The following is a 25,089-nucleotide window of genomic DNA, read 5'->3' as shown; positions in this document are numbered from 1 at the left end:
AGCATCTGCTCAGGGCGGATCCACGCGCAGGCGGTCGGCCAGCAAGCGCGCATATGCTTCAGTGCTGCCGAATTGCACATGGGCGCATGCCATGCTTGTGCCCAAGGTTGCCATGTGGCGAGAGGATATCGCATAGGCAAGTTTGCCGGGTTGTCGCCGCGATGGATACACGAAACCGTGAATCGCGCCTGCCTCCTGCGCAATGATCTGATCCAGCTGCCAGCCCAGCCATTGGCACCAGCCGTGGTCGGGACTGCGCAATTGATCGTAGATACCCAGGCGGCTGGCGGCCAGCCCGGTCAGGTCGAGCAATTGCAGCGGGGCGCTGAACGACAGGGTTGCAATCAGCGCTTGTTGCGCGTTGTGATCTATGTAAAAGGTGCCCGGACGCGTCACGTCGTTCTGGCAAAGCTGGGCTTCCCAGGCAGCCGTATAGGCATCGTCCGCAAGATACGCCCAGTGATAGGGGAAGCCGGCCGCATCTGCCAGTTCGGCGGGCGGGCCGAAGCGGTAGGTGCGCTGGACTTTCAATGGCCAGATCGATGCCATGTTCCACGCCGCGCGCACCAGGGCCTGGCTTGCTGGATGGGTGATGATATGACTCAATAATTCAGCGCGCAGCAATGCCAGCGCCGGCAGGCGCGCGGTCATTTCTGGCGGGATGGGCGTTAGTTCACACGTCATGCGGGGCTAGCCTACGATATCGGCCATGCCCCTATGCTGCCACTTCGCCGCCGCCAGCACCTTGCGCAATCTCTCGCTGGCGGGCAGATCCAGCAGCGCCTGCTGACTGGGATGCACTTCGGCCCGCGTTTCGAACGATTTGCCTGCAAGCAGCTCTGCCGGCGACAGTTCGTTGAGTTCGTCTGCGCTGCTGACCCAGAAGGCATGAATGTCACTGCCGGGCTGGCCGGCGAGAATGGCGAGCACGGGCGCGATCAATTCCGGCACGGGCTGGACAAATTGCCACGCCGGAAACTCCTTGCCGATACTGCGCCCCTTGGGTGTCACGCAATAAAACCGCTGGCTTTCCACGGCGCGATACAGCGACGCCTGCGACAGTTCCACCCATCCTTGCCCAATGACATCGGATACCTTGAGTTTTGACACGGGAAGTTGCAGCGGTATCGATGGCGGGGTGGCGCGCAGAGAGGCGCGCGCCGCATCGAGCGCGCGCGCGGCCAGGTCGATCAGGCGCTCGCGCTCGGGACCTTGCGCCAATAGGTCGAGCTGTGCGCTCACCAATTGCGAGAATTGTTCCACTACCCGCAGGTCGTTGTCGGTCCATTCCCGGCGCGCGGGCGCCAGAGTGTCGTGATGCAGATGCGCTGTCATGTTCGCTCCTCGGGTATATGCGCCAGGCGTCTTACACACAAGATTATCATGTTTCGCAACTTTATCAAGCGAAAAGCGCATCTTTTCTGCATCACGCAGCGCTGTATATCAGGGCAAGCTGTCCTGCAGCCGCAAGATCCGCCGTATCTCCAGAATCGCCTGCGGGCTTTCCTGCACGCTGTGCCACGAGGGGATGACTTTTTCCGACAGCGCGCCGTCGAGGTGGGCGCTGGCGTAGGGCACCACGCCATCGCTCGATTCGGCCAGCGGCAGGTCCGGCGTGTCGTTGCCCATGATGGAGTAGTAGCGCACTTTCGGGCTGATGGGCAGGTCCGCCACCAGGCGCACGAACGGGTCCTTGTCGCTGAGGTTATCGATGCTGTTGGGGATGCGCAGCGGCTCGCTGCTGCCCGTGTCGAGCTGCGCCAGGCTGCCGGCCGCGTCGGACAGCTGGTCGAGCATGGTGATGGGCAAGGTGACGAGATTGGCGATCCAGCGCGCCACCTTGTGGTTGGCGAACGAGGTGCCGCGGTGCGGCGCGGCGATGAAGATGGCGCGGTTGACCTGCGGCATGGCCGTGAAATTGAGGTAGGGCGCCAGTCCGGCGCGCATTTTTTCCGCCTTCTTGCCCTTCAAATTGTATTCTTCCGTGATGGCGTCGAGCAGGGTGTTGCTGGCGTCGGACACCATCAGGCGCGCCAGCACGCCGCCCATGCTGTGGCCGATCAAGACCATCTCGTTCGCGGCATCCGCCTTGCCAGCCGGGTCGAACTGGGCCAGCGTCGCGGTCAGCGCCTTGCGGATGGCGGCGTTATTGGCCGCCAGCGGCGCATTGCTCGGATAGTACACTTGCCAGATCTGGTAGCGGCGGCGCAGCTGTTCGTCGCCCATCAGTTCATTCGCCACGTTGATCCACGCTTCCGGGCTGCTGGCCAGGCCGTGCAGCATGACGATGGTGCGCTTGTTCGGGTCGTAGGGCTGCATCAGGTGCACCTGCGGGCGCGAAATGCCGTCGGCGCGGCCGAACAGGGTGCGCAGCGCCTGCACGCCGAAGCCGGAGCGGGCCAGCCACAGGCCATAGCCGGCCGTGAAGTTGGCTGCCACGGGCAGTTCCTGGCCTGCCATGCGCGTCGATTCGCTGCGCGTCGGGTCGACCAGCATCACCAGCAGCTGCTGCGTGGCCAGGACTTCCTGCAGGCTGTTGCCGTCGAAGCGGATCAGCGCCGTGACGACGGGGAAGCGGGTTTCCTGAAACGGTGCGTTGCCCGCTTGCGCGGGCTTGGGCATGACGGCCACCAGGTCGGCGCCGAAGCCGTCGCGCCGGTATACATTGCGCAGGCCGGAAAACGTCAGCGAGGTGGCCGGCAGCAGTTCTTCCGGCAGGGTGCCGTCTGCGGGCAGCCGCAGGGCAGACAGTTCGCTGTCGATCTGCCAGCCGGCGACGCGGATCACATGGCCGTCCGGGCGGTATTCGCCGCGGTGGCGGAACAGGTTGCCGACGGCCTTTTGCACGGCATAGTTATAGTAGTCGCGGATCTGCGTCTGGCGTTCCTCGAAGGCGCGCTGGCCCGGCGTGCGCGTCGTGTAGAACAGGTAGGCGTAGGCGTAGCGGGCCGATTCCAGCCACGCGGCCAGCAGCTCGGCGCTGGGGTGGCCGCCCTGTTTTTCTTCGGCCAGGGCGCTTTCCAGCCATAATTCGGAGAGGGTTGCCAGGCGCTGTTCGTCGCTGAGCAGCTCGGAGCGGGCCAGGTCGGCGCGACAGCTGCCCGTATTGGCTTCGCAGGCGGCGATGTCGCTGCCGATGATGCGCAGCACTTCGCTGGCCGATGCGCTGAGTTTGCCCGTGGTGAGGATGTCGCCGCGCCGCTGCTGCAGGTAGTCGGCCGGCGAAATGGCGCTGACGGTGACGGCGGCGCAGCCGCTCAGCAGCGCCGCGGCACAGAGCAGGGCGCCCAGGCGCAAGCGCCGCATCAGCGTGGCCGGCATCTCAGAACGAGTAGACCAGGGTCAGCGAGGTTTGCGTATCCGTGTTCTTCTTGTCGTCCGGTACGCGGGTATCGTTGCGGGCGCTGAAGGCGGCCTTCATCTGCATGGTGCCGTTGATTTTCGTGCTGAGGGCCGTTTCGGCGATCGAGTGGGTGTTCGAGGTGCCCCGTTCCACGCTGACCGTCTGCGTAAACATGGCCGACTGGCTGATCTTCCACTTCATGGCGGCCGCGCCGCGCACCGTCAGGCCGTGTTCCGATTCGCCCGCGTCATTGGTGCCGCTGAAATAGCCAGGACCGAATTCCACATCGACGCTCTTGTCGCTCGACTGATACCAGCGCGAGCCGTGACCGACGGCCAGGGTCGAGTACTTGGTGTAGGCGCCGAACTTGTCGTTCACGTGCGAGGCCAGCACGAACAGTTTTTCATGGTCGGCCATCAGCTTGTAGGCGGCCTTGGCGGAGGCGGAAAAGCGTTCGGCCGAGCGTTCGCGGATCTTTTGTCCTTCGTCGTTCGTCGTTTCGTCTTCCTTGAAGTAGCCGCTGAAGATGTACTGGTTGCTCCAGTCGTCGAGTTCCTGGCGCGCGTCGATCTTGCCCGTCACCGAGGTACCGACCGTGTTGCCCGAGGTGGTGATGGCGCCCAGTTCGGCGGAAGTGCTCCAGCTGCCGATGGGGATTTCATCAAACAGCATGCTTTGCTTGGTGTCGGCGGCGGCGGCGTTGCCGCAAGTGATGGCCATGGCCAGCGCCAGTGCGAGAGAGTGGGTCGATTTCATGGCTGTAGTGGTCTGTGGCGCGCGCCAGGCGCGCCTGATGTTCGTTAGTGGCAGTGGTGGCGATGCTGGCCGCGGCAAGCCGGGAAGCGCCGATAAAACATGCGCGCGCGGGCGCGGCCAAACATTGTCGAGGCTGTATTGTACCCGACCCCGTCAACGTTCGCCGCACGCCCCGGCGCGCACGAATGCTGCTATATTGATGGAAATATTGCAAACCTGGCATGTGTGGATGATGACGATGAAAATAGCTTGCAAGCTTGTCACCGCGGTCTGGCTGTGCGCGGCGGTGCAGGCCGGGGCCCAGGCGCTGGAGACGACGCCGGGAGCGGGAGCGGCACCGCCACTGACGCAATCGATGATACGCGACGCCGTGCGCGCCGTACTGGCGGAAGAGGCGCAGGCGCGCGACGCACTTCCGCAGCCGGCCATGCAGCAGGTGACGATACGCGCCGACCGGAAATACGAGCAGTTCTCCGCCGCCTTCGCCGAGGCGAAGGTGCCCGACTGCCTGCACGCCGACGGCTTGAAGCGCCAGCCCACCAGCATCGGCCCGATCGGCATCGGTGGCGTGTATGCCTTGCCCTTCGTGGCGATCGCCAAGCTGCGCGGCAAATGTAACTAGCCGGCCGCCGCCTGGCGGCGCACGCCGGGGCTGGCAAGTGGCGCGCGCCTGGCGTATGCTGCGCGTATTTGCTGCCTGATCTTACAAGGAATCCCCCGTGCGCTGCCTGGTCATCGAAGACGAAGCCGAAACTTCCCGTTACATTTGTGCCGGCCTGCGCGAGGCGGGCCACGACGTCACCTCTTGCGACAATGGCATCGACGGCATGCGCCTGGCCTGCGGCGAGGACTGGGATGCGCTGGTGCTCGACCGCCTGCTGCCCGGCGAGATCGACGGCCTGGCCATCGTCGCGCGCCTGCGCGGCATGGGCCGCAACACGCCCGTGCTGGTGCTGTCGGCCCTGTCGAGCGTCGACGAGCGCGTGCGCGGCTTGCGCAGCGGCGGCGACGACTACCTGTCGAAACCGTTCGCCATCGCCGAACTGCTGGCGCGCATCGAGGCGCTGCTGCGGCGCGCCGCGCCCGTGCCCGAATCGACGCAGCTGCAGGTGGCCGACCTGGTGCTCGACATGCGTACCATGCGCGTGACGCGCGCCAGCCGGCAAATCGCCCTGCAGCCGCGCGAATTTCGCCTGCTGGAATACCTGATGCGCCACCAGGGGCAGTCCGTCACGCGCGCCATGCTGCTCGAAGCCGTGTGGGACTACCATTTCGACCCGCAGACCAACGTCATCGACGTGCAGGTGAGCCGTTTGCGCACCAAGGTGGACAAGGAGTTTTCTCCGCCGCTGATCCACACGGTGCGCGGCGTCGGCTACACCCTGGGTGTGCTCGACAGTGCGTAACTTGCACCGCTCGATCGCGGCCAGGCTGGCGCTCGGCTATGGCGTGCTGGTGGTCGTGTCGATCAGCATCGTCTGCGCCGTGTTCTATTTCGGCACCATCGGCGTGCTCGATCGCAGCGTGGACCGCAAGCTGACCCTGCTCTCGGAGCGCCTCGCCGCGCTGTACGAGCAGGGCGGCAGCAGCCGCACGACGGCGGAAATCGCCCATCTGCTCACCGACCGCACCGACAGCGACACGGAAATCTTCTTGCTGGTCGATGCCGATGGCCGCCGCGTGGCGGGCAATCTGTCGTCCTGGCCCGACCTGGGCAGCCCCGTGGGCCGCCTGCTGCACCGCGACGTCACGCGCGAAGGGCGCCGGGTGCCCGCGCGCATGCTGATCCGCGACCTGACGGGCGGCGCGCGCCTGTTCGTCGGACGCGACATGGAGGAGGGCAAGTCGATCCGCACGCTGGTGCTGCGCTCGCTGGCCTATGGCGGCGGGGTGGCCATCGTGCTGGTGGTGGCGGGCGCCTGGCTGTTCCGCCGCCAGCTCGAGGCGCGCATCGGGCAGATACGCCGCACGGCGGGCGAGATCGAGGCGGGCGACCTGAGCCGGCGCATTCCCGTCTCCAGCGAGGATGAATTCGGCTTGCTGAGCCGCGACATCAATCGCATGCTCGACCGCATCGAACACCTGATGGAAGGCGTGCGCCACGTGTCGAACGCCATCGCGCACGACCTGCGCACGCCGCTGGGACGCATCCGCAACAAGCTCGATGGCGCCTTGCGCCAGCAGCAGGGCGTGGCCGGCTACGAGAGCGCCGCGCAGGCGGCCATCGACGACATCGACGACCTGACGCGCGTGTTCGACAAGCTGCTGCAGATCGCGGCGGCCGAATCGGGCATGCGTCCCGAGAATTTCGACGACATCGACCTGCACCAGATCGGCGCCGACATCGTGGAAATGTATGAAGCGACGGCCGACGAGCAGGGCGTGCTGCTGGTGCAGATGTATGGCGAGGCCGTGCCGGCGCGCGGCGACCGCAACCTGCTGGGCAGCGCGCTGGCCAGCCTGGTCGACAACGCCATCAAATATGCGGGGCAGGGCGCCACGGTGGAAGTGTCGGCCGGCAGCGATGCGCAGGGCAGCTGGCTGGCCGTGCGCGACAACGGCCCCGGCGTGCCAACGGAAGAACTGCCGAAGCTGACGCAGCGCTTCTACCGCCTCGACAAGAGCCGCCATTTGCCCGGCAATGGCCTGGGCCTGTCCATCGTGGCCGCCATCGCGGCCCTGCATGGGGGCAGTCTGGAAATCGAGGATGCGGCGCCGGGCTTGCGGCTGCGCCTGCACCTGCTGCGCTAGCGTAGGCAGGCAGCACATTACCAACTTGTAACCCCCATTGTTTTAGCTCCCACCTATCATCCGCTCTACCCGGCGTAGAGCGGCTGCATGCGTGCTGCCGCCTGTTTCGGGCTGCCGCGGCCCCGCCGCGTTCTGTTTGCCGAGACCTGTTGTAGAAGCATACGCATGCATACTTTTGCCATCATCGAGGAGCGCGCCGCGCTGCCCGCACTGCGCCAGCATGGCCACCGCCTCAAGGCCGCGCTGGGCGCCGTTGTCTTTCCCCTGCAGCGCGCGCGCTGGCAAGCCTTTGTCGCAGGCACGCCTGGCCTGGCGGCGCTGGCGCACGCCCATCCCAGCCTGCTGTACAAGATTTACCGTCCCTACGCCAGCCGCCAGCTCGGTTGCGCGGCGCGGGTGGAGCTGCTGCGCGGGCATTACCGTTTCCTGTGGCAGGCGGGCGCGCGGCCGCTGGTGGAATACGCGGCGCGCCGCGCGCTGGTGCTGGCCGCCATCGAGGGCAAGGATGGCGCCATCTACCGCCTGCAGCTGACGGCCATCCATGACAGCCACCGCGAGGGCGACCTGTGCCTGCGCCTGACGCGCGACGGCGTGTCGCTGTACCTGGCCAGTTTCCTGTTCCGTCCCCAGCCCGGAGGCGCCGTCATCCAGCTGGGCGCCTTGCAGGGACTGCGCTCGCAGGCGGGCGCGCAGGCGGTGAAGGACGCGACGCGGGCGCTACACGGCTGCCGGCCGAAGAACCTGATGGTGGCCGCCTTGCGCGACCTGGGCGATTTTTTCGGCTGCGGCCACCTGGACCTGGTCAGCAACGCCAACCGCATCGCGCTGAACTGGCGCCGGCGCCGCCACATCTCGTGCGACTACGACCTGGCGTGGCGCGAGCTGCATGCGCTGCCTGCCGGCGACGGCAATTACAGGCTGCCATGCGGCCCTTGCCGGATGCCGGACCTGGAACTGGTGCCGTCGAAAAAGCGCGCCGATGCGCGCCGCCGCGGCGCCATGCTGGTGCAGCTGGCGGCGGACATGCGCTGGCAAGTGGCGGCCCTGTTGCAGCCGCAATGAAGGCGCAAGGCGGCATTTTTTGACCTGCGCGGCTTTTTTGCCGGGCAGCCCGGCGCAAGCGGCGCGATCGGCGTATACTTGTTGGCGTTGTTAACCTGAAGCCAGTCACCCCATGCCAGCACAATTCCCCACTTCGCGCATGCGCCGCCTGCGCGCGACCCCGCAACTGCGCGAGCTGTTCCGCGAAACCGAGATCAATCCGCGCGACCTGGTCCTGCCGATCTTCGTCGACGAAGGCAGCAGCGATTTCATCGACATCAAGTCCATGCCCGGCGTGCGCCGCATTCCCGAAGCGAAGCTGGCGCAGGAAATCGAGCGCTACGCGCGCGCCGGCCTGCGCTCCGTCATGACCTTCGGCATTTCGCACCACAAGGACAGCCACGGCACGGACACCCTGAACCCGGACGGCCTGGTGGCGCGCATGTCGCGCATCATCAAGGACGCCGTGCCGGAAATGGTCGTCATGTCCGACACCTGCTTCTGCGAATACACGGACCACGGCCATTGCGGCATCCTGCATGGCGACACGGTCGACAATGACAGCACGGTGCTGAACCTGGGCAAGCAGGCCGTCATCGCGGCCCAGGCGGGCGCCGACATCATCGCCCCTTCGGCCGCCATGGATGGACAGGTGGCGGCCATCCGCAGCGCGTTAGATGCGGCCGGCTTCCACGACACGCCCGTGATGGCGTATTCGACCAAGTTCGCCTCGGGCCTGTACGGCCCGTTCCGCGACGCGGCCGGCAGCACCCTGAAGGGCGACCGCAAGACCTACCAGATGGACCCGATGAACCGCCGCGAAGCGGTGCGCGAGTCCCTGATCGACGAAGCCGAAGGCGCGGACGCGCTGATGGTGAAACCTGCGGGCGCCTACCTCGACATCATCCGCGACCTGCGCGAAGTGACGCGCCTGCCGATTGGCGCCTACCAGGTCAGCGGCGAATACGCGATGATCAAGTTCGCCGCCCAGGCGGGCGCCATCGACGAGCGCCGCGTGGTGCAGGAAACCCTGGGCGCCATCAAGCGCGCGGGCGCGGACATGATCTTTACGTATTTTGCGATGGATGTGCTGAATAATCCGTATTGAGCCTTGTCTCTGGCGCACAGCTAGCGTCCTTTTTCACCCCAAAAGCAAGTGCTGGGGTCAGACCCGGCGGGTCTGACCCCGGAATTTGCGGTTGGGTTTATACAGCTTCCCATGCCCCTGAAAATCTCCCGCATCCTGCACGCCGGCTATGTCTTCGAATGCGAAGGCACGGCCATCGCCTTCGATCCCATCGTTGAAAATCCGTTCAGCCGCAACTGCCACGCGTTTCCGTCCGTGCGCTTCGACCTCGACGCCGTGCGCCGGCTGCGCTGGGATGCCGTCTTCATTTCGCACTTCCACGACGACCACTGCTCGCTCGACAGCCTCGACGTGCTCGACCGCGCCACGCCCATCTATCTGTACTGCGTCTTCGACGAACTGTTCGCGATGCTGCGCGCGCTCGGTTTTACGCAGGTGCAGCGGCTGCACGTGGACGTGCCCGTGCGCGTGGGCGCCATCGAGGTGATCCCGCGCCGGGCGCTCGACGACGATGTCGACTCGCTGTTCCAGGTGCGCGCAGCCGGCATGAACGTGCTCAACGTCGTCGATTCCTGGATCGGCCCCGAGACGCTGGCGCAGCTGGCCGCGTTCGCGCCCTGGGACATGGTCTTGTGGCCGTTCCAGACCATGCGCGAGATCGCCGTCATCGCGCCGTCGCTGGCAGCGCGAGGCCCGGTCGAGCTTCCCGACGACTGGGTGCCACAGCTGCGCGCGCTGGCGCCCCGTTATATCGTGCCCAGCTCCTGCCAGTTCGTGCAGGAAGACTGGTCCTGGTACAACCACGCGATGTTCCCCGTTACCTACCGCCGCTTTGCCGATGAAATCGGCGCCGCGCTGCCCGAGGCGCACATCTTCCGCCTCGACCCGTCGACGTCCGTGCTGCTCGATGCGCACGGAGTGAGCAGCGCCGAACCCTTGCCCTGGGTGATTCCAGTGGGTCCGCAAGACGTGGATTTCGACTACCGTCCCGACGCAACGCCGCCCGCCACGGCGGATATCGCCCGCCGTTTCGCGCCCTTGAGCGATGCCGACGCAGCGCTGGTGCTCGATTTCTGCCAGGGTGGCTTGCTCGAGCGCTATCGCGACATGGAACTGCCCGAGGACAGCTACTTCCAGCAACCGCGCCTGTGGCGCTTGGCCCTGTACGGCCATGACGGCGCGGCCACGGTCCTGCATTACCGCACGCACGGCGACTTGATCGACCTCGTGCCCGACACCGGCGAGGCGCCCGGCTGGACCACCGAGGTGCCGCTGGTGAAATGCCATGCGGCGCTGGTGCTGGGCGAATCGCTGACGTCGATGTACATGCGCATCAACGATGGCCCGTTCGATGCCGGGGCGTGGGCCGCACTGGCGGAGGCCGACATCGTCGACGACCCGCTGATCCGCTGCCTGTTCAATGACGCCATCGGTGCCTACCAGGCGGCGCAGCTCAAGCGCTTGCTGGCCCGCTGAAGAAAGTCGCGCGACAGAGTAAGATAGCTGCTTCTGACTAGAACGGGAAAGACACCATGGCACAAGACAACGAAACCGCGATCCTGGCCGGCGGCTGCTTCTGGGGCGTGCAAGATTTGCTGCGCCGCTATCCGGGCGTGATCGCCACGCGCGTGGGCTACAGCGGCGGCGACGTCGCCAACGCCACCTACCGCAACCACGGCACGCATGCGGAAGCGATCGAGATCATCTTCGACCCGAGCACCATCAGCTACCGCAAGATCCTGGAATTCTTCTTCCAGATCCACGATCCCAGCACGCCGGACCGCCAGGGCAACGACCGCGGCACCAGCTACCGTTCGGCCATCTTTTACACGAACGATGAGCAAAAGCGCGTGGCCGAAGACACCATCCGCGACGTCGACGCCTCCGGCCTGTGGCCCGGCAAGGTGGTGACGGAAGTGGCGCCGGCCGGCCCGTTCTGGGAAGCGGAACCGGAGCACCAGGATTATCTGCAGCGCTTGCCGCACGGCTACACCTGCCATTACATCCGGCCGGACTGGGTCTTGCCGCAGCGTCAACAATAAGCGTCACGGGAGACGGCCATGCGCTATTGGCAGGTGGAGCGGCGGCAGGCCGAGGGGCAGCTGGATCTGGGGCGCGCCCTCGATCTGGTGGCCGCCATCGGCCATGCCGACGTGAATGCCGTCGCCGGGGCCATCCTGAAGACGGTCAGCACGGCCGCGCCCATTTCCCAGTGCACGATCTTTGCCTATGAATTCGGCAACCGGCCCCGCACGGTGGCCGTGGCCGACCGGCGCGGCGGGCGTTTCCTGCAAGATATCGCCGACAGCTACGCGCGCCATTACTATGCGCTCGACGGCAACCAGCGCGTGATCGCGCCCGCGCCCGGGCGGAAAATCGATCCCGCCATCGTGCTGCACCAGCAAGCGAGCGACGAGATCGACCATCCCGGCTACCGCGCCACCTGCTATCAAAAACCGAATGTCTCGGACCGGCTGTCCCTGCTGGTGCAGCCGGCCGGCGATATCTGGTTGTCCGTCAATTTTTACCGCGACAGCAGCCAGGGCCAGTTCCGGCCTGGCGAAATCGCCGCCATCGAAACCCTGTCACCGCTGTTCGCCCATGCGGCCAAGCACCACTACAGCCTGAACGGCCAGCCCGCGCAGGGTGTCGCGCCCATGATGCTGGCCAGGCTGCGCCAGCATTGTCCCGCCTTGAGCAAGCGCGAACTGGACGTGCTGCGCTGCGTGCTCGAAGGCTTCACGGCCGTGGAAATCGCCGAGACCATGGGCCTGCAGCCATCAAGCGTCATCACCTACCAGAAGCGCGCGTATAAACGCCTGGGCATTTCCAGCCAGCGCCAGTTGTTTGCCCTGTGCATGGCGCCAGCACCTGTCTAGTCCCTTGGACGTAGGGACGGCTCCGCCTTTTTGACTGTGTTCGCCGCGAAATGTCCCCAAAATGGGGACAGGGTTCGCGGCGCGCGTCTGCATACTGTGTTTCAAGCCGGGATCACCCGGCCGCCCTCACCCAATAAAATCAACAAGGGGAGGGCGACACCTTATGGAGACAAGCATGACCATCGCCCAAGGGGCCACCCCCGCCATCGCCGCCACCCCGGCGCCCGTCCTCGACGCGGCCAGCGTGCAACTGGAACAGCAGGTGATGCGCAAGGTATCGCGCCATCTGCTGGGATTTTTATTCCTGTTGTTCGTGTTTTCCTTTCTTGACCGCATCAACATCGGCTTTGCCGGCCTGACCATGATGCAAGACCTGGGCCTGTCCGGCACCCAGTTCGGCTTTGCCACCACGCTGTTCTACATCGCCTACATCGCCTGCAGCATTCCCAGCAACATCGTGCTGGCCCGCATCGGCGCGCGTAAATGGATCGGCAGCATGTTGATCGCCTGGGGCCTGGCCTCGACGGCGACCCTGTTCGCCAGCGGCCCGGCCAGCCTGTATGCGCTGCGCTTTTTGGTGGGTGTGACGGAGGCGGGCTTCCTGCCCGGCATGCTGCTCTACCTCACGTACTGGTTTCCCAGCGCCTACCGGGCACGGGCCAATGCCCTGTTCATGATCGCCATGCCCGTCACGGCCGCCATCGGTTCGGCCCTGTCAGGCCTGATCCTGGGGCTGGACGGTCACTGGGGCTTGAAAGGCTGGCAATGGCTGTTCTTGCTCGAAGGCATGCCTTCCGTGCTGCTGGGCCTGGCCGTCTACGGCTACCTTGACGACTCGCCCAACAAGGCAAACTGGCTGTGCAAGCTGGAACAGCAGGTGCTGGCGCGCATGCTGGCCGCCGAGCACAAGCCTGATGCGCCCCGGCAAAAAGTCTCCGTGCTGGCGGAAATGCTGTCGCCCACCGTGCTGAAATTCGGCATCGCCTACTTTTGCCTGGTGAATACCCTGGCCATGGTGGCCGTGTGGACGCCGCTGATCGTGAAAAGTTTCAATAGCGGCGCCAGCAACACCCAGATCGGGCTGCTGGCGGCGATACCGCAAGTGTGCACCGTGATCGGCATGATCGTCTGGGGCCGCCGCTCGGACCGCTTGCAGGAGCGCCGCTGGCATATCGTCTGGCCCATGCTGCTGTCGGCCGGCGGTTGGCTCTTGACCGCCTATTCTGGCAAACCCGTGCTGCAGTTGCTGGGCGTGTGCATGGCCTCGACGGGCGCCTACACGGCCATGTCCGTCTTCTGGACCACGCCGGACCGGGCCCTGAGCCTGGGCGCACGCGCCATCGGCATCGCCGTCATCAATGCCACGGGCAATATCGGCTCGGCCCTCAATCCCGTCGTCGTGGGCTGGCTGAAGGATTTCACGCACAGCTTTGCCACGGGCTTGCTGTATGCCAGCGTGCTGCTGGTGGCGGGCTCGGCCATCGTGCTGACCCTGCCCATCGCGCGCGGCGGCAAAACACATTCTTGAGAGGACACCATCATGCGCGACACGTTTCACCCTTATCCCCATGTGCCGAAAGTGTATCCGCCCGGCAAGCCTGCGGGTGCCGGCACGCAGCACGTGCCGGTCCTGATCGTCGGCGGCGGCCCCGTGGGCCTGGCCACGGCCCTGGGCCTGGCGCGCCACGGCGTGCGCTCGGTGCTGATCGAGGCGGACGATGGCGTTTGCACGGGCAGCCGCGCCATCTGCATCTCGCGGCGCAGCCTGGAAATCATCGATCGCCTCGGTGCGCTCGACGGTTTTATCAGCAAAGGCTTGCCATGGGCGGGCGGCCGCAGCTTTTACCGCGACGAGGAAGTGCTGCACTTTACGATGCCGCAAGACGCGAACCAGAAATTGCCGCCGATGGTCAACCTGGCGCAATACCATATCGAGCAATTCCTGCTCGACGCGGCCGAACGCCAGAGCGAGCTGATCGATATCCGCTGGCAAACGCGCGTCACTGGCGTGCAGCAGCGCGCCGATGGCGCCACGGTCACGCTGGCCACGCCCGATGACACCTACACCATCGACACGGACTGGCTGGTGGCGGCCGATGGCGGGCGCAGCGTCGTGCGCGAGGCGTTGGGCTTGAAATTGCAGGGCACCAGCTATGAAGGCCGCTATGTGATCGTCGATATCCATCTGAAAAGCGAGCGCCCCACGGAGCGCCTCGCGTATTTCGACCCGCCGTCGAACCCCGGCTCGACCGTGCTGGTGCACAAGCAGCCCGACGATATCTGGCGCATCGACTACCAGCTGCGCGACGACGAGGATGCGCAGGCGGCCGTGCTGCTGGAAAACGTGGCACCCCGCGTGGACAGCCTGCTGGCCATGATGGGGGAGACACAGCCATGGCATCCCGTGTGGATCACCATCTACAAGGCCAACGCGCTGACACTGGAAAAATACCGGCACGGCGCCGTGTTGTTCGCGGGCGATGCGGCCCACCTGGTGCCCATCTTCGGCGTGCGTGGGGCCAATTCCGGCATCGACGATGCGGACAATCTGGCCTGGAAGCTCGCCTACGTCGTCAAGGGCCGGGCGCCGGATAGCTTGCTCGACAGCTATTCGAACGAACGCGTGTTCGCCGCCCATGAAAACCTGCGTCACGGCACGAAAAGCACGGAATTCATGGCGCCGCCCACGTTTGCCTTCGAGCTGATGCGCACGGCCGTGCTGGGCCTGGCGGGCAAGCATGCGCACGTGCGCTCGCTGATCAACCCGCGCCAGACCAGCGCCATCGCGTATGCGCAATCGGCCTTGAATGCGCCTGAGCTGGACGTGTTCGCAGCCGGTCCCGCGCCGGGCACGGTCTTGCCCGAGTGCCCGCTCGCGCTGCCGCACAACGGCGGTCAAAAAGCGCGGTATATTACCGATTTGCTCAAACGCGCGGATGGCCATTTCACGGGCTTGTATTTCAGCGACGATGGCGCAGTGCATGCGGAACTGCTGGCGCTGGGCGACAGCTTGCCGTTGACGACCGTGGCGATCGCCCGCAGCGGCGCGCAAGGGTGCGCCTGGGACCACACGGCGCAGGTATGCTCGCTGTTTGACGCGCAGCCCGGCACGTTTTATCTCGTGCGCCCGGATGGGCATGTGCTGGGGCGCTGGCGCCAGGTGAGGGTGGGGCAGGTGGTGGCAGCGCTGGCAGCGGCCGGCATCGCCCAATCAAAGTAACAAGGAGATCATATGACCGACATCGAACTGGACAATCTTTACACCGAGCTGTGCCACACCATGGGCGGCCTGGGCGAACAGCGCTCGCCCTTGTTCCTGGCCCGCTTCGCCTTGCTGGCCATGGGCGCCATCGGCCAGGCCGACGTGGTGCAAGGCTTGCTGCGCGACGCGGCCGACGGCCTGGCGGAGCGCGCATGATAGGCGCCGGCTACCAAAGCGGCTTCGGCAACGAGTTTGCCACGGAGGCCATCCCCGGTGCCTTGCCGCAGGGGCAAAATTCGCCGCAGCAAGCGCCGCTGGGCCTGTATGCGGAGCAGTTGTCGGGCACGGCGTTTACGGCGCCGCGCGCGCAGAACCGGCGTTCCTGGCTGTACCGCATCCGTCCCGCCAGCCAGCATCCGCCGTTTACATTGGCTGAAAACACGCGCATCGTCAGCGATTTCCACGCCATGCCGCCGACGCCGCCGAACCAGCTGCGCTGGGACCCGCTGCCGCTGCCCGACGACGCCACGCCGGTCGATTTCATCGATGGCTGGCAAACGATGGCGGGAAACGGCAGCGCCGAAGCGATGAGCGGGTGCGCCATCCACGTGTATGCGGCCAACCGCTCCATGCAGCGTTTCTTTTATTCGGCCGACGGCGAATTGCTGGTCGTGCCGCAGGAAGGGCGGCTGGCGATTGCCACGGAACTGGGCTTGATCGAACTGGAACCGCAGGAAATCGCCGTGATCCCGCGCGGCGTGCGCTTCCGCGTGACCCTGCCGGACGGCCTGGCGCGCGGTTATGTGTGCGAAAACTTCGGCACCGCCTTCCGCCTGCCCGACATGGGCCCCATCGGCTCGAACGGCCTGGCCAACAGCCGCGACTTCCTCACGCCGCACGCGGCCTACGAGGATATCGACGGCAAGTGCGAATTGGTGGCCAAGTTCGGCGGCCACCTGTGGCGCACGACGCTCGACCATTCACCGTTGGACGTCGTCGCCTGGCATGGCAATTACGCACCGTACAAATACGATTTGCGCCGCTTCAATGTCATCGGCTCGATCAGCTACGACCATCCGGATCCGTCGATCTTCCTCGTGCTGCAGGCGCCGAGCGAAAATCCGCTGTTCGGCGCCATCGACTTCGCCATCTTCCCGCCCCGCTGGCTGGCCGCCGAGCACACGTTCCGCCCGCCCTGGTTCCACCGCAACGTGGCCAGCGAATTCATGGGCTTGATCCACGGCGTGTACGACGCCAAGGCAGCCGGTTTCGTGCCGGGCGGCGCCAGCCTGCACAACTGCATGTCCGGCCACGGTCCCGATGCGCAGACGTTCGAAAAAGCCTCGCACAGCGACACGTCCGCGCCCGCGAAGGTGGCCGACACCATGGCCTTCATGTTCGAGACGCGCACCATCCTCAAGCCCACGCCGTTCGCGCTGGACGGCGGCCTGCTGCAACACGATTATTTCGAGTGCTGGCAAGGCTTGCGCAAGCATTTTGACCCGGACCAGTGACAGGCACACGGTCCGGCTTACTCAGGTGGTCAGTGCGGCAGGCACACGCGCCCCGCCACATTGACCACGTCGTCGCCCGCATGCGCGCGCAGTTGCAGCAGCATCAGGGCCACGCCCAGCATCAGCGCCGCAGCGCAGAGTTTCTTGTGCATCGTCGTTCCCGTTTTCACTATCTATGAAGGTGTGCAGCGATATTATTGCCGAAATTCATCGTGCGGGCTGAGCAAGTGCCAAGCGTGCTTTACAATTATGCATCTTGCGCATCCGCGCCATCTGAATTGTATGCATAGTATGTGAAGGGAATGACAAGCCTGTGACTTCCAAGCCGATCAAGATCGCCGCCACCGTTGTCGTGGCTCTCGCCGCTGGGGCCGGCATTTATAGCTACACCCGTCCGGCCGCCACCGCCACGCCCGGTGCCCCGGCTTCGGGCAGCCCTGCCGCCGCGCCGCACTCCGCCGTCGACACGGCCGCCGTGGCCAGCCAATTCCGCGACTTGCTGGGCAATTTCCGCAAGATCATCGTGCTGCTGGCCGACGAGCAAAGCTTGCCCGAAGGCGCGCGCGACGAAGCCCGTAAAGTGGGGCAGGCGCTGTTCCATGAAAACCAGGAGCGCATCGCCAAGCTCGATGCAGCGCTGGATCAATTGACGGCACCCACGAATTCGGGCCGCTTCGAAGCGCTCGACAGCCTGCTCACCTATATCGAATCCGATCCCGGCCTGTATGACGCGGACCGCCTGGCTTTCCGCGAACTGCTTCAAAGCATGCTGGCCGACGTGGCCAAGGACTCGTCCTTGCCTGCCATCAAGCTGCACAAGCGCATTTCCGAAGACCTCGATGCGCTGGGCGAGATCGAGCGCAATTACGAGAAGGAAATCCGGCAAATCTTCGGCAACCTGGGCCAGCGTTCCATCGAACTCAAGCGTGAACGGTGGGATGATTATGTGACGCAGCTGAAAAAACTGTACAGCCGCGAACAGATTCTGAAGGAAAACGGCATCGTCGTGCCGTATGCTGTTCCTCCCGCCGGCTCCATGCCCGAAGCCAAGCCGGCGCCAAAAAAAGATGAGGCGGAAATCTTCGGTCTGGGCTTGCCGAAGAAAACCATCGTGCTGACCTTCGACGACGGCCCGCACCGCCGTTACACGGAAGAAATCAGCGCCATTTTGAAACAGTATGGCGTGCCGGCCGTGTTCTTCAATGTGGGACGCAACCTGGGGTCGCTGGACGCGGAAGGCCATGCCAAGCTGGGCGCGGGCGCGGAAGTGAGCCGCAAGTTGATGAAGGAAGGCTATGCCGTGGGCAACCACAGTTTCAGTCACGCACAGTTGTCGAAGCAGACGGGCGACAAGCTGAAAGGCGAAATCCTCGGCACCGACACTTTATTAAAGGCCATCAGCCCCGAGCGGGCCGCGCTGTTCCGCTTTCCGTATGGCGCGCGCAACAGCGAAGGCATGGCCGCGCTGGCCGATGCCCATTTGAAATCCGTGATGTGGAATATCGATTCGCTGGACTGGGCCGACCCCGTGCCCAGCTCGATCACGAACCGCGTGCTGGCGTCCGTCGACAAGGCGGGGCGCGGCATCGTCCTGTTCCACGATATCCACGAACGCACGGTGAAAGCCTTGCCGGCCGTGCTAGACAAGCTGATCGCGGAAGGCTATCAATTCGCGGGCTGGGATGGCACGAGCTTCCAGGTGGCGAAAAGCACGGCGCCCGCGCCGGAAAAAGTGCCTGTGACCACCGGCTACGCCAATTCCTGGGCCGTCGTGATCGGCATCGACGATTACGCGAAATGGCCGAAATTGCAATATGCGGTGCGCGACGCGCAGGGCATCCGCGAAACGCTGATTGAAAAATTCGCGTTCGCGCCCGAGCGCGTCGTGACCCTGAAAAATGGCGAAGCGACGCGCAACAACATCCTGGCTGCCTTCCACGACAAGCTGGCCCATGGCGGCGTGCAAAAGAATGACCGTATCTTCGTCTTCTTCGCCGGCCACGGCGCCACGCGCAAGCTGAGCTCGGGGCGCGACCTCGGCTACATTGTGCCCGTCGATTCCGACCCGGCGCAGTTCGCCACGGATGCGATTCCGATGACGGAAATCCAGAATATCGCGGAGTCCCTGACGGCCAAGCATGCGTTCTTCGTCATGGATGCCTGCTACAGCGGCCTGGGCCTGACGCGCGGCGCCGGTTCCAGCTCTTTCTTGCGCGACAATGCCAAACGCATCGGCCGGCAAATGCTGACGGCCGGCGGCGGCGACCAGCTGGTGGCCGATGGCGGACCGAACGGTCACTCCGTGTTTACATGGACCCTGCTGCAAGGCCTGGCGGGCAAGGGCGACCTGAACGGTGACGGCCTCATCACGGCCACGGAACTGGCGGCGTATGTAGCGCCCGCCGTGTCCAGCGTGTCGAACCAGACGCCCGCGTTCGGCAGCCTGCCCGGATCGGAAGGAGGCGATTTCGTCTTCGAATTGCCAGGCGAGACGGAATTCCTCAGCCCGAACACGACGCAGCTGTCGACGGAAGCCATCGCCCTGAACAGCAAGCTCGACGCGAAGCCGGCTGCGGCCAGCGTGACGGTGAAGGACTTGCAGGGCGGCGAACAGAAGATCGTCACGCCGGGCGCCGTACCGACCTCCACACGCCAGCTGGCGCAGCGGGCCAACGACCGCGGCTTGCAGCTGTACAAGGAGAAACAGTACGCGCAGGCGGAAGCGCAATTTACGGAAGCGCTGAAATTGCGTCCCGATTTCGCGCTGGCGGCCAACAACCTGGGCTTTGTCTTCTACAAGCAGGAAAAATACCGCGAAGCGGCCCGCTGGTTTGAAAACACGGTCAAGATGGACCCGTCGCGCGCCATCGCCTATTTGAACCTGGGCGACGCGTATGCCAAGGCCGGCGATGCGGCCAAGGCGAAAGCGGCCTATAAAACCTATCTGGAACTGGCGCCGACGGCCTCGACGGCGCCGGCCGTGCGGCAAAAGATGGAAAAGCTGTAAGTTGACGTCCATCTTGTCCACGGTCCACGTCTTTGCCTGCAGCGGCCGCTTTCCCAGCTGGGAAGCGCTGCAGGCCTACCTGGCGCCCGCGTACACGGAAGATGGCGATGCCGTGCCGTCGCCATTCTTCCTGGAAACGGGCCTGACGGACTATGAGCCGGCCTGCTTCGAGAGCGCGCTGCTGGCCGCGCCCGCGCCGCTGGCAGAGTTGCTCGACGGCGTGTCGTATGCGGACAACTGGCTGGCGCAGGCGTGCGCGGACGCGCAGGGCTTGCTGGCCGATACGGCCGTGTGCGTGTTTGCGCCGAATCGACTGGCGCATCCGCACCGCAGCTCGCTGCACCACGTGGGCAGCTACGCCTGCGACGGCGGCTGAGCCTCATTTCCGCGTTGTTCATGTATGAGCTTGTTGACGCTGGCCAGCAGGCTGGTGCCCGAGGTGGTGATGAAACGGGCACCCGCCGCCTGCGCTTCCGTGCCATAGCTTGCCAACGTATCCTTGTTGCAATAGACGATGATCGGTAATGCGGGCTGCGCCTGCCGCACTTCGCGCACCGTGCGCACGCCCGCATCCTTGACCCGGCGGCCGTTTTCCACCCTGGCCATGTCCGTGATGAACAGCGCGTAGTGCTTCTGTTGCAGCATGGCCAGCGCCTGCCGCGTCGACACGGCCTGGTCCACCTTGATGTTTTCCCGCTCCAGCTGCTCCATCAGCAAGGTATTGTTGCGCGGGTGGTCGTCCAGCCACAGCACGAGGCTGACCGGCCGTTGCGCCGTCGGCGCGGCGGCCAGGGCCGTGACGGCGGCGGCGCCATCGGGGGGATGGGCCAGCAGCAGCTGCGTGACGGCTTCCTGCATGTCGTCGAGCGACTTTTGCTGCAAACGGCTCAGTTCCGTCACTTCGATTTCCTTGCCGCTTTCCAGGCGCACGGATTCGTTTTTGACGAGGCTGTCGGCGCGCTTGATCATGATGGACAGGTAAATGCGCGTGAGCAAATAGCCGATCAAAAAACCATGCACGGAAAAGAACAGCATGATGCCGCCCACTACCGCCATGGCCGTGGGCCTGTCCGTGGCCAGGCTGGGCGCGATGAAGGCGGCCATGCTGCGCGCGCTGCCAGGCAGGCTTTTGAGCTCGATCAAACCCACGCCGACGATGATTTTCGTCAGCCAGTCCGACACTTCCACCAGATTCGAATTGATTTCCATGGGCGTGGGCGTGCCCAGGAACAGGGTATTGCTGGGGTTGCCGGTTGCCGCGTCCGCGCTTGCCGGGGGAGGCTCGTCCGTGGAACGGCCCTTGCCATTAGCCTGCTCGTCGGGCGGGGCGGCGTTGACGGTACCCGAGGGCAGACTGCGCGGTATGCCGAATAAAAACCCTAGCAGCATGCCGCTGACGCAAAAGCCCAGGCTCCACAGCAGGGCCGGCACGGCGTGGTAGTAGGGCGGCAGCAGGGCGCCCGCCAGCACGGCCAGCAAGCCCGCCAGCAAGATGAACAGCAGGATGTACGGCAGCACGTCGCGCTTGCGCACGGCCGCCGTGACGCTTTTGCTCGCCTTGCCGCTGCTGTCGCTCAGGTCCACGGTCGCTCCTTGAAAAATGCTGAATCCAGGCAGCCGGTCTGCCGCGTATATATCTCGTAGGAGCCTGTACTGACATCATAAAAAGGGGAGACGCGATGCGGTTGATAAAACGCAAACAGCTGGCAGCTTGTGCCTTGTTGCTGGTGGCCGGTGCCGGCAAGGCGGCTGCGCCGGAGGCCGCATCGCCCACGGATGCGTCGCGCACCGTGCGCGTGACGGGCCACTACGACAACGCCGTCGGCACCTCGGACGCGGCCAGCCAAGGCGTCATCACCAATGAGCTGATCGTCAACCGGCCCGCCTTGCGCACGGGCGAATTGCTGGAATTCGTGCCGGGCCTGATCGTCACCCAGCACAGCGGCGACGGCAAGGCCAACCAGTATTTCTTGCGCGGCTTTAACCTCGACCATGGCACGGATTTCGCCACCTATGTGGACGGCATGCCCGTCAACATGCGCACGCATGCGCATGGCCAGGGCTATTCCGATCTCAATTTCCTCATTCCCGAGCTGGTGCAGCGCATCGATTACAAGAAGGGGCCGTATTTCGCCGGCGAAGGCGATTTCGCCTCGGCGGGCGCGGCGCGCATCCGCCTGGCCGACAAATTGCCGCAAGGCCAGGCCAGCGTGTCCGTGGGCCAGCATGGCTATGTGCGCGCCGTCGTGGCCGATTCCCTCGATGCAGGACCAGGCACCTTGCTGTATGGCCTGGAGGTGAACCGCAACAATGGCCCCTGGGACGTGCCGGAGCGCGTGCGCAAGGTCAGCGGCGTGCTGCGCTACAGCCAGGGCACGCCGGACGACGGCTTCAGCGTGACGGCCATGGCCTACAAGAACAGCTGGAACGCCACGGACCAGGTGCCGCTGCGCGCCGTGGAGTCCGGCCAGATCGGCCGTTTTGGCTCGCTCGCGCCCAGCGACGGCGGCGACACCTCGCGCGCCAGCCTGTCGTACGCGATGCGCCGGCGCACGGAAAACCGGGTGTTCGAGTTTGACGCGTACCTGATCCGCTCGCAGCTGGAACTCAACAGTGACTTCACCTATTTCCTGGCCGACCCGGCCGCCGGCGACCAGTTCCAGCAAAGCGAGCGGCGCACGGTGGCCGGTGTCAACGCCGGCGAAAGCTGGACCACGGAGCTGTTCGGTCTTTCCCTGCGCAACAAGCTCGGTGTGCAGGCGCGCCATGACCGGCTGTCGCCCGTGGGCCTGTACAGCACGGTAGAACGCATCCGGCAAGCCACGGTGCGAGAAGACCGCGTGCGCGAGGCCAGCGTCGGCCTGTACGGCGAAAACACGACCCAATGGCTGCCGTGGCTGCGTTCCGTGGCGGGCGTGCGCTACGACACCTACCGTTTCAATGTGGCCAGCAGCATAGCCGGCAACAGCGGTACGGCGCAGGACCACGTGGTGTCGCCGAAACTGTCCGTGATCCTCGGGCCGTGGAGCCAGACGGAATTCTTCGTGAACTACGGCAAGGGTTTCCATAGCAACGATGCGCGGGGCACGACGCAGACGCGCTTGCCCGATGGCACGCCTTCGGCTCCCGTGACGCCCCTCGTGCCGACCAGGGGCCTGGAACTGGGCGCGCGCACGGAATGGCTGCCGGGCCTGCAAAGCTCGCTGGCCCTGTGGCGCCTCGATCTGGCGTCGGAACTGCTGTTCGTGGGCGACGCGGGCGAGACGCAGCCCAGCCGCGCCAGCCGCCGACATGGCATCGAGTGGAACAACCATTATGTTGCCGCGCCGTGGCTGCTGTTCGACCTGGACCTGGCAGCTTCGCGCTCGCGCTACACGCAAAACGATGCGGCCGGCAACCATATTCCGGGCGCGATCGGCAAGGTGGCGTCGTTCGGCGTGACCGTGACGGACCGGGGGCCGTGGTCGGGCGCCTTGCAGCTGCGCTATTTCGGCCCCCGTCCCTTGATCGAAGACAACAGCGTGCGCTCGGCCTCGACCACCCTGGCGTATGCGCGCCTCGCTTACCAGCTCAACCGCAAGACGCGGCTGTCGCTCGACGTCTTCAATCTGTTCAACAAGCGCGCCAGCGACATCGATTATTACTATGCGTCGCGCCTGTCCGGCGAGGGGGCGGACGGCGTGAATGACCGGCACTTTCATCCCGTCGAACCCCGGTCCGCGCGCTTGACCTTGTCGTATGCGTTCTGATAACGGTAGACTGGGGCATGACCGATCACCTAGTACAAATCAGTAAATTCCTTTCCCTTATCCTGCGCCACGCGCCTGAAAAAATCGGCCTCGCCCTTGATGCCCAGGGCTGGGCCGATATCGGCCAGCTGCTGGCGCACGCTGCCCAGCATGGGCGACATATTTCCCGCGAACAATTGGATGAGGTGGTGGCGCGCGACAGCAAGACGCGCTACGCGATCAGCGATGACGGCTTGCGCATCCGCGCCAACCAGGGGCATTCCTTGGCCGCCGTCGATATCGCACTGCCGCCCGCCACGCCGCCCGCCATGCTGTACCACGGCACGGCCAGTCGCTTTGTAGCGGCGATCCGTGCCGGCGGCCTGCTGCCGGGAGCGCGCAATCACGTGCACCTGTCGTCCAGCCGCGAAACGGCCGTGGCCGTGGGTGCGCGCCACGGCAAGCCCGTCGTGCTGACGGTCGATGCGGCCGCGATGCAGGCGCAGGGCCACGTGTTTTATGTGTCAGACAACGGCGTGTGGCTGACGCAGGCCGTGCCGCCGGCGTTCATCGGTTTTCCCTGATTAATGGCTTAGCGCCCTGGCCCTGGCTTGCCCCTGGCGCTTGCGCCGCCAGATAAGCACGCCCGTCACGCTCAGGCCCGCCACCAGCACGCCCATGGCGCAGATGAACAGTTTGAAGGGCCAGCCCCACATCGAGGCCATGTGCAGGGCGCTGATCCAGCTGCGGATGGTGTCGCCGCTGGCCGCGCCCGTGGGCAGCCAGGCGGCCAGCTGCCGGCCGCTGGCCGCATCGAAAAAGACGGTGGTCAGCCCCTTGTGGGCGCGCACGTCGCGGCTGCTGCGCACGCTGTAGCTGTAGACGCCCAGCGCGCGCTCGTAGGCCAGCGCGTTTTCCTCGAGGATGGCAAAGTGCCCGCTGCGCGCCAGCTGCGCCATCAGGCTGCGACCCTGCGCACGGGCCGCTGACCAGTCCAGCCGTGGCCCCGGCGACGGCGTGTGCCGCGCCACCACTTCCTCGGCTGGCTGATGGGGAAATAGCGGATGCATCACGGCCGCATACGCGCCGTACAGGTTGAAGGCGACGCCGCTCCAGGCAAACACCAGCAGCATGGCCCACAGCCACAGGCCGCCCGCGCGGTGCAGGTCGAACACCAGTTTATAAGTGCCGCCATGGCGGCGCAGCAGCCACGACGGGCGCCAGCGCAGCAGCCACGGCTTGCTGCCCGGCGAGCGTTTTTTCAGGCGTGCGGGGAAGGTCAGGGCGGCGCCGACGAAGCAGTCGATGGTCCAGACGATGGCGATCAGGCCGAAAATCAGCAAGCCCGTGTCGCCCAGCGCCAGCGCATAGTGCAGGCGCTCGATGAAGGGCAGCAGGTTGATGGCACCCTGGCCGATCTCGCCCCATTTTCGCTGGCCCAGCACCGCGCCCGTGTACGGATCGACAAACACTTCATCGCTGGCCAGCGGTGATTCGTCGCCCGGGCGCAGGTAGAACTGCATGCTGCGGCCTGTTGGCGCGGACAGCGGCGCGTAGCTGAGCTGCGCTTGCGGGAAGCGCGCGGCGACGGACTCGCGCAGCAGCAGGGCGTCGAGCGGCGCGGCGCCCGGCGTTGGCGGCGCCGCGCGGAAGACGGCAGGCAGCAGGGCCGCCTCCAGTTCATCCTTCCACGCGAGCGCGCTGCCCGTGACGCCGGCCACGATGAGGAAGCCGGCCATCAGCAGGCCGGCATAGCGGTGCATGGCCGCCAATGCTGGGCG

General features: G+C 65.3%; 23 protein-coding genes. 16 read left to right on the top strand and 7 right to left on the bottom strand.

The window, feature by feature from the left end; translation table 11 throughout:
• Nucleotides 1–9: 9 nt before the first annotated feature.
• The 4 genes from AC3RCG_RS16510 to AC3RCG_RS16495 all read right to left on the bottom strand — a co-directional run bounded on the left by AC3RCG_RS16510 (nt 10) and on the right by AC3RCG_RS16495 (nt 4,099).
• The gene (locus tag AC3RCG_RS16510) at nt 10–651 is read right to left on the bottom strand and encodes an RES family NAD+ phosphorylase (RefSeq protein WP_492401173.1); all 642 of its coding nucleotides are present in this window, start codon (nt 649–651) and stop codon (nt 10–12) included.
• A gap of 39 nt (nt 652–690) precedes the next feature.
• Nucleotides 691–1,335, bottom strand: a complete 645-nt coding sequence (locus AC3RCG_RS16505) for a hypothetical protein (protein ID WP_492401175.1) — start codon at nt 1,333–1,335, stop codon at nt 691–693.
• Between the two features lie 108 nt (nt 1,336–1,443).
• Entirely contained in the window at nt 1,444–3,321 is a 1,878-nt protein-coding gene (locus AC3RCG_RS16500; RefSeq protein WP_492401177.1) for an esterase/lipase family protein, read from the bottom strand.
• A 1-nt stretch (nt 3,322) separates the two neighbouring features.
• Nucleotides 3,323–4,099, bottom strand: coding sequence for a DUF481 domain-containing protein (locus AC3RCG_RS16495; protein ID WP_070218454.1), 777 nt, complete (start codon nt 4,097–4,099; stop codon nt 3,323–3,325).
• Between the two features lie 238 nt (nt 4,100–4,337).
• Here AC3RCG_RS16495 and AC3RCG_RS16490 point away from each other — a divergent pair, with 238 nt between their 5' ends.
• From AC3RCG_RS16490 to hmgA, 12 genes are all read left to right on the top strand, one after another.
• A complete protein-coding gene (locus AC3RCG_RS16490; RefSeq protein ID WP_162995679.1) occupies nt 4,338–4,721 on the top strand; it encodes a nucleoside/nucleotide kinase family protein in 384 nt (127 codons plus the stop codon).
• 97 nt (nt 4,722–4,818) lie between these two features.
• Nucleotides 4,819–5,505 carry a winged helix-turn-helix domain-containing protein gene (locus AC3RCG_RS16485; protein WP_070291437.1) on the top strand — a complete coding sequence of 229 codons (687 nt, stop codon included), beginning with the start codon at nt 4,819–4,821 and terminating at the stop codon, nt 5,503–5,505.
• Nucleotides 5,498–6,850, top strand: coding sequence for a sensor histidine kinase (locus tag AC3RCG_RS16480; RefSeq protein WP_492401179.1), 1,353 nt, complete (start codon nt 5,498–5,500; stop codon nt 6,848–6,850). The genes AC3RCG_RS16485 and AC3RCG_RS16480 overlap by 8 nt, the downstream gene beginning before the upstream one ends.
• A gap of 165 nt (nt 6,851–7,015) precedes the next feature.
• Nucleotides 7,016–7,912, top strand: a complete 897-nt coding sequence (locus AC3RCG_RS16475; RefSeq protein WP_492401181.1) for a VirK/YbjX family protein — start codon at nt 7,016–7,018, stop codon at nt 7,910–7,912.
• A gap of 112 nt (nt 7,913–8,024) precedes the next feature.
• Nucleotides 8,025–8,999 (top strand): porphobilinogen synthase, encoded by a 975-nt coding sequence (gene hemB, locus AC3RCG_RS16470; protein WP_070218449.1) that lies wholly within the window; start codon nt 8,025–8,027, stop codon nt 8,997–8,999.
• A gap of 111 nt (nt 9,000–9,110) precedes the next feature.
• Complete coding sequence (locus AC3RCG_RS16465; protein WP_492401183.1) at nt 9,111–10,454, top strand: MBL fold metallo-hydrolase; 1,344 nt, start codon at nt 9,111–9,113, stop codon at nt 10,452–10,454.
• A gap of 56 nt (nt 10,455–10,510) precedes the next feature.
• The gene (msrA, locus tag AC3RCG_RS16460; protein WP_070218447.1) at nt 10,511–11,020 is read left to right on the top strand and encodes a peptide-methionine (S)-S-oxide reductase MsrA; all 510 of its coding nucleotides are present in this window, start codon (nt 10,511–10,513) and stop codon (nt 11,018–11,020) included.
• A gap of 18 nt (nt 11,021–11,038) precedes the next feature.
• Nucleotides 11,039–11,857, top strand: coding sequence for a helix-turn-helix domain-containing protein (locus AC3RCG_RS16455; RefSeq protein ID WP_492401184.1), 819 nt, complete (start codon nt 11,039–11,041; stop codon nt 11,855–11,857).
• Between the two features lie 175 nt (nt 11,858–12,032).
• Nucleotides 12,033–13,385, top strand: coding sequence for an MFS transporter (locus tag AC3RCG_RS16450; RefSeq protein ID WP_492401185.1), 1,353 nt, complete (start codon nt 12,033–12,035; stop codon nt 13,383–13,385).
• Between the two features lie 12 nt (nt 13,386–13,397).
• A complete protein-coding gene (locus tag AC3RCG_RS16445; protein ID WP_492401186.1) occupies nt 13,398–15,077 on the top strand; it encodes an FAD-dependent oxidoreductase in 1,680 nt (559 codons plus the stop codon).
• 12 nt (nt 15,078–15,089) lie between these two features.
• Complete coding sequence (locus tag AC3RCG_RS16440; protein ID WP_070218444.1) at nt 15,090–15,275, top strand: DUF2783 domain-containing protein; 186 nt, start codon at nt 15,090–15,092, stop codon at nt 15,273–15,275.
• Nucleotides 15,272–16,573: a homogentisate 1,2-dioxygenase gene (gene hmgA, locus AC3RCG_RS16435; protein ID WP_492401188.1), complete on the top strand. Its 1,302-nt coding sequence runs from the start codon at nt 15,272–15,274 to the stop codon at nt 16,571–16,573. The genes AC3RCG_RS16440 and hmgA overlap by 4 nt, the downstream gene beginning before the upstream one ends.
• A gap of 29 nt (nt 16,574–16,602) precedes the next feature.
• Here the strand turns inward: hmgA and AC3RCG_RS16430 are convergent, their stop codons facing one another.
• Nucleotides 16,603–16,725, bottom strand: a complete 123-nt coding sequence (locus AC3RCG_RS16430) for a hypothetical protein (RefSeq protein WP_256267169.1) — start codon at nt 16,723–16,725, stop codon at nt 16,603–16,605.
• Nucleotides 16,726–16,886: 161 nt separating this feature from the next.
• Here AC3RCG_RS16430 and AC3RCG_RS16425 point away from each other — a divergent pair, with 161 nt between their 5' ends.
• Together AC3RCG_RS16425 and AC3RCG_RS16420 are read left to right on the top strand one after the other, a co-directional pair.
• Nucleotides 16,887–19,580 carry a polysaccharide deacetylase family protein gene (locus tag AC3RCG_RS16425; protein ID WP_492401191.1) on the top strand — a complete coding sequence of 898 codons (2,694 nt, stop codon included), beginning with the start codon at nt 16,887–16,889 and terminating at the stop codon, nt 19,578–19,580.
• Nucleotide 19,581: 1 nt separating this feature from the next.
• Entirely contained in the window at nt 19,582–19,956 is a 375-nt protein-coding gene (locus tag AC3RCG_RS16420) for an immunity 22 family protein (RefSeq protein WP_492401192.1), read from the top strand.
• Here the strand turns inward: AC3RCG_RS16420 and AC3RCG_RS16415 are convergent.
• Nucleotides 19,935–21,164, bottom strand: a complete 1,230-nt coding sequence (locus AC3RCG_RS16415) for a response regulator (protein ID WP_492401193.1) — start codon at nt 21,162–21,164, stop codon at nt 19,935–19,937. The two genes, AC3RCG_RS16420 and AC3RCG_RS16415, sit on opposite strands and share 22 nt — an antisense overlap.
• A gap of 95 nt (nt 21,165–21,259) precedes the next feature.
• Here AC3RCG_RS16415 and AC3RCG_RS16410 point away from each other — a divergent pair, with 95 nt between their 5' ends.
• Complete coding sequence (locus AC3RCG_RS16410; RefSeq protein ID WP_070292250.1) at nt 21,260–23,329, top strand: TonB-dependent receptor; 2,070 nt, start codon at nt 21,260–21,262, stop codon at nt 23,327–23,329.
• A gap of 17 nt (nt 23,330–23,346) precedes the next feature.
• Nucleotides 23,347–23,892, top strand: coding sequence for an RNA 2'-phosphotransferase (locus AC3RCG_RS16405; RefSeq protein WP_409028622.1), 546 nt, complete (start codon nt 23,347–23,349; stop codon nt 23,890–23,892).
• Here the strand turns inward: AC3RCG_RS16405 and AC3RCG_RS16400 are convergent, their stop codons facing one another.
• Nucleotides 23,893–25,071, bottom strand: a complete 1,179-nt coding sequence (locus AC3RCG_RS16400; RefSeq protein ID WP_492401194.1) for a PepSY-associated TM helix domain-containing protein — start codon at nt 25,069–25,071, stop codon at nt 23,893–23,895. It lies immediately after the preceding gene.
• Between the last annotated feature and the right edge of the window lie 18 nt (nt 25,072–25,089).

The organism is Janthinobacterium sp. GW823-FHT01H08, from assembly GCF_058797855.1.
This window is presented reverse-complemented; position numbering and strand designations above follow the sequence as displayed.

Bases quoted from the DNA above. Each gene is read 5' to 3' on its own strand.
- AC3RCG_RS16510 (WP_492401173.1), bottom strand. From the start codon at position 651: ATGACCGCGCGCCTGCCGGCGCTGGCATTGCTGCGCGCTGAATTATTG.
- AC3RCG_RS16505 (WP_492401175.1), bottom strand. From the start codon at position 1,335: ATGACAGCGCATCTGCATCACGACACTCTGGCGCCCGCGCGCCGGGAA.
- AC3RCG_RS16500 (WP_492401177.1), bottom strand. From the start codon at position 3,321: ATGCCGGCCACGCTGATGCGGCGCTTGCGCCTGGGCGCCCTGCTCTGT.
- AC3RCG_RS16495 (WP_070218454.1), bottom strand. From the start codon at position 4,099: ATGAAATCGACCCACTCTCTCGCACTGGCGCTGGCCATGGCCATCACT.
- AC3RCG_RS16490 (WP_162995679.1), top strand. From the start codon at position 4,338: ATGAAAATAGCTTGCAAGCTTGTCACCGCGGTCTGGCTGTGCGCGGCG.
- AC3RCG_RS16475 (WP_492401181.1), top strand. From the start codon at position 7,016: ATGCATACTTTTGCCATCATCGAGGAGCGCGCCGCGCTGCCCGCACTG.
- hemB (WP_070218449.1), top strand. From the start codon at position 8,025: ATGCCAGCACAATTCCCCACTTCGCGCATGCGCCGCCTGCGCGCGACC.
- AC3RCG_RS16465 (WP_492401183.1), top strand. From the start codon at position 9,111: ATGCCCCTGAAAATCTCCCGCATCCTGCACGCCGGCTATGTCTTCGAA.
- msrA (WP_070218447.1), top strand. From the start codon at position 10,511: ATGGCACAAGACAACGAAACCGCGATCCTGGCCGGCGGCTGCTTCTGG.
- AC3RCG_RS16455 (WP_492401184.1), top strand. From the start codon at position 11,039: ATGCGCTATTGGCAGGTGGAGCGGCGGCAGGCCGAGGGGCAGCTGGAT.
- AC3RCG_RS16450 (WP_492401185.1), top strand. From the start codon at position 12,033: ATGACCATCGCCCAAGGGGCCACCCCCGCCATCGCCGCCACCCCGGCG.
- AC3RCG_RS16445 (WP_492401186.1), top strand. From the start codon at position 13,398: ATGCGCGACACGTTTCACCCTTATCCCCATGTGCCGAAAGTGTATCCG.
- AC3RCG_RS16440 (WP_070218444.1), top strand. From the start codon at position 15,090: ATGACCGACATCGAACTGGACAATCTTTACACCGAGCTGTGCCACACC.
- hmgA (WP_492401188.1), top strand. From the start codon at position 15,272: ATGATAGGCGCCGGCTACCAAAGCGGCTTCGGCAACGAGTTTGCCACG.
- AC3RCG_RS16430 (WP_256267169.1), bottom strand. From the start codon at position 16,725: ATGCACAAGAAACTCTGCGCTGCGGCGCTGATGCTGGGCGTGGCCCTG.
- AC3RCG_RS16410 (WP_070292250.1), top strand. From the start codon at position 21,260: ATGCGGTTGATAAAACGCAAACAGCTGGCAGCTTGTGCCTTGTTGCTG.
- AC3RCG_RS16405 (WP_409028622.1), top strand. From the start codon at position 23,347: ATGACCGATCACCTAGTACAAATCAGTAAATTCCTTTCCCTTATCCTG.
- AC3RCG_RS16400 (WP_492401194.1), bottom strand. From the start codon at position 25,071: ATGCACCGCTATGCCGGCCTGCTGATGGCCGGCTTCCTCATCGTGGCC.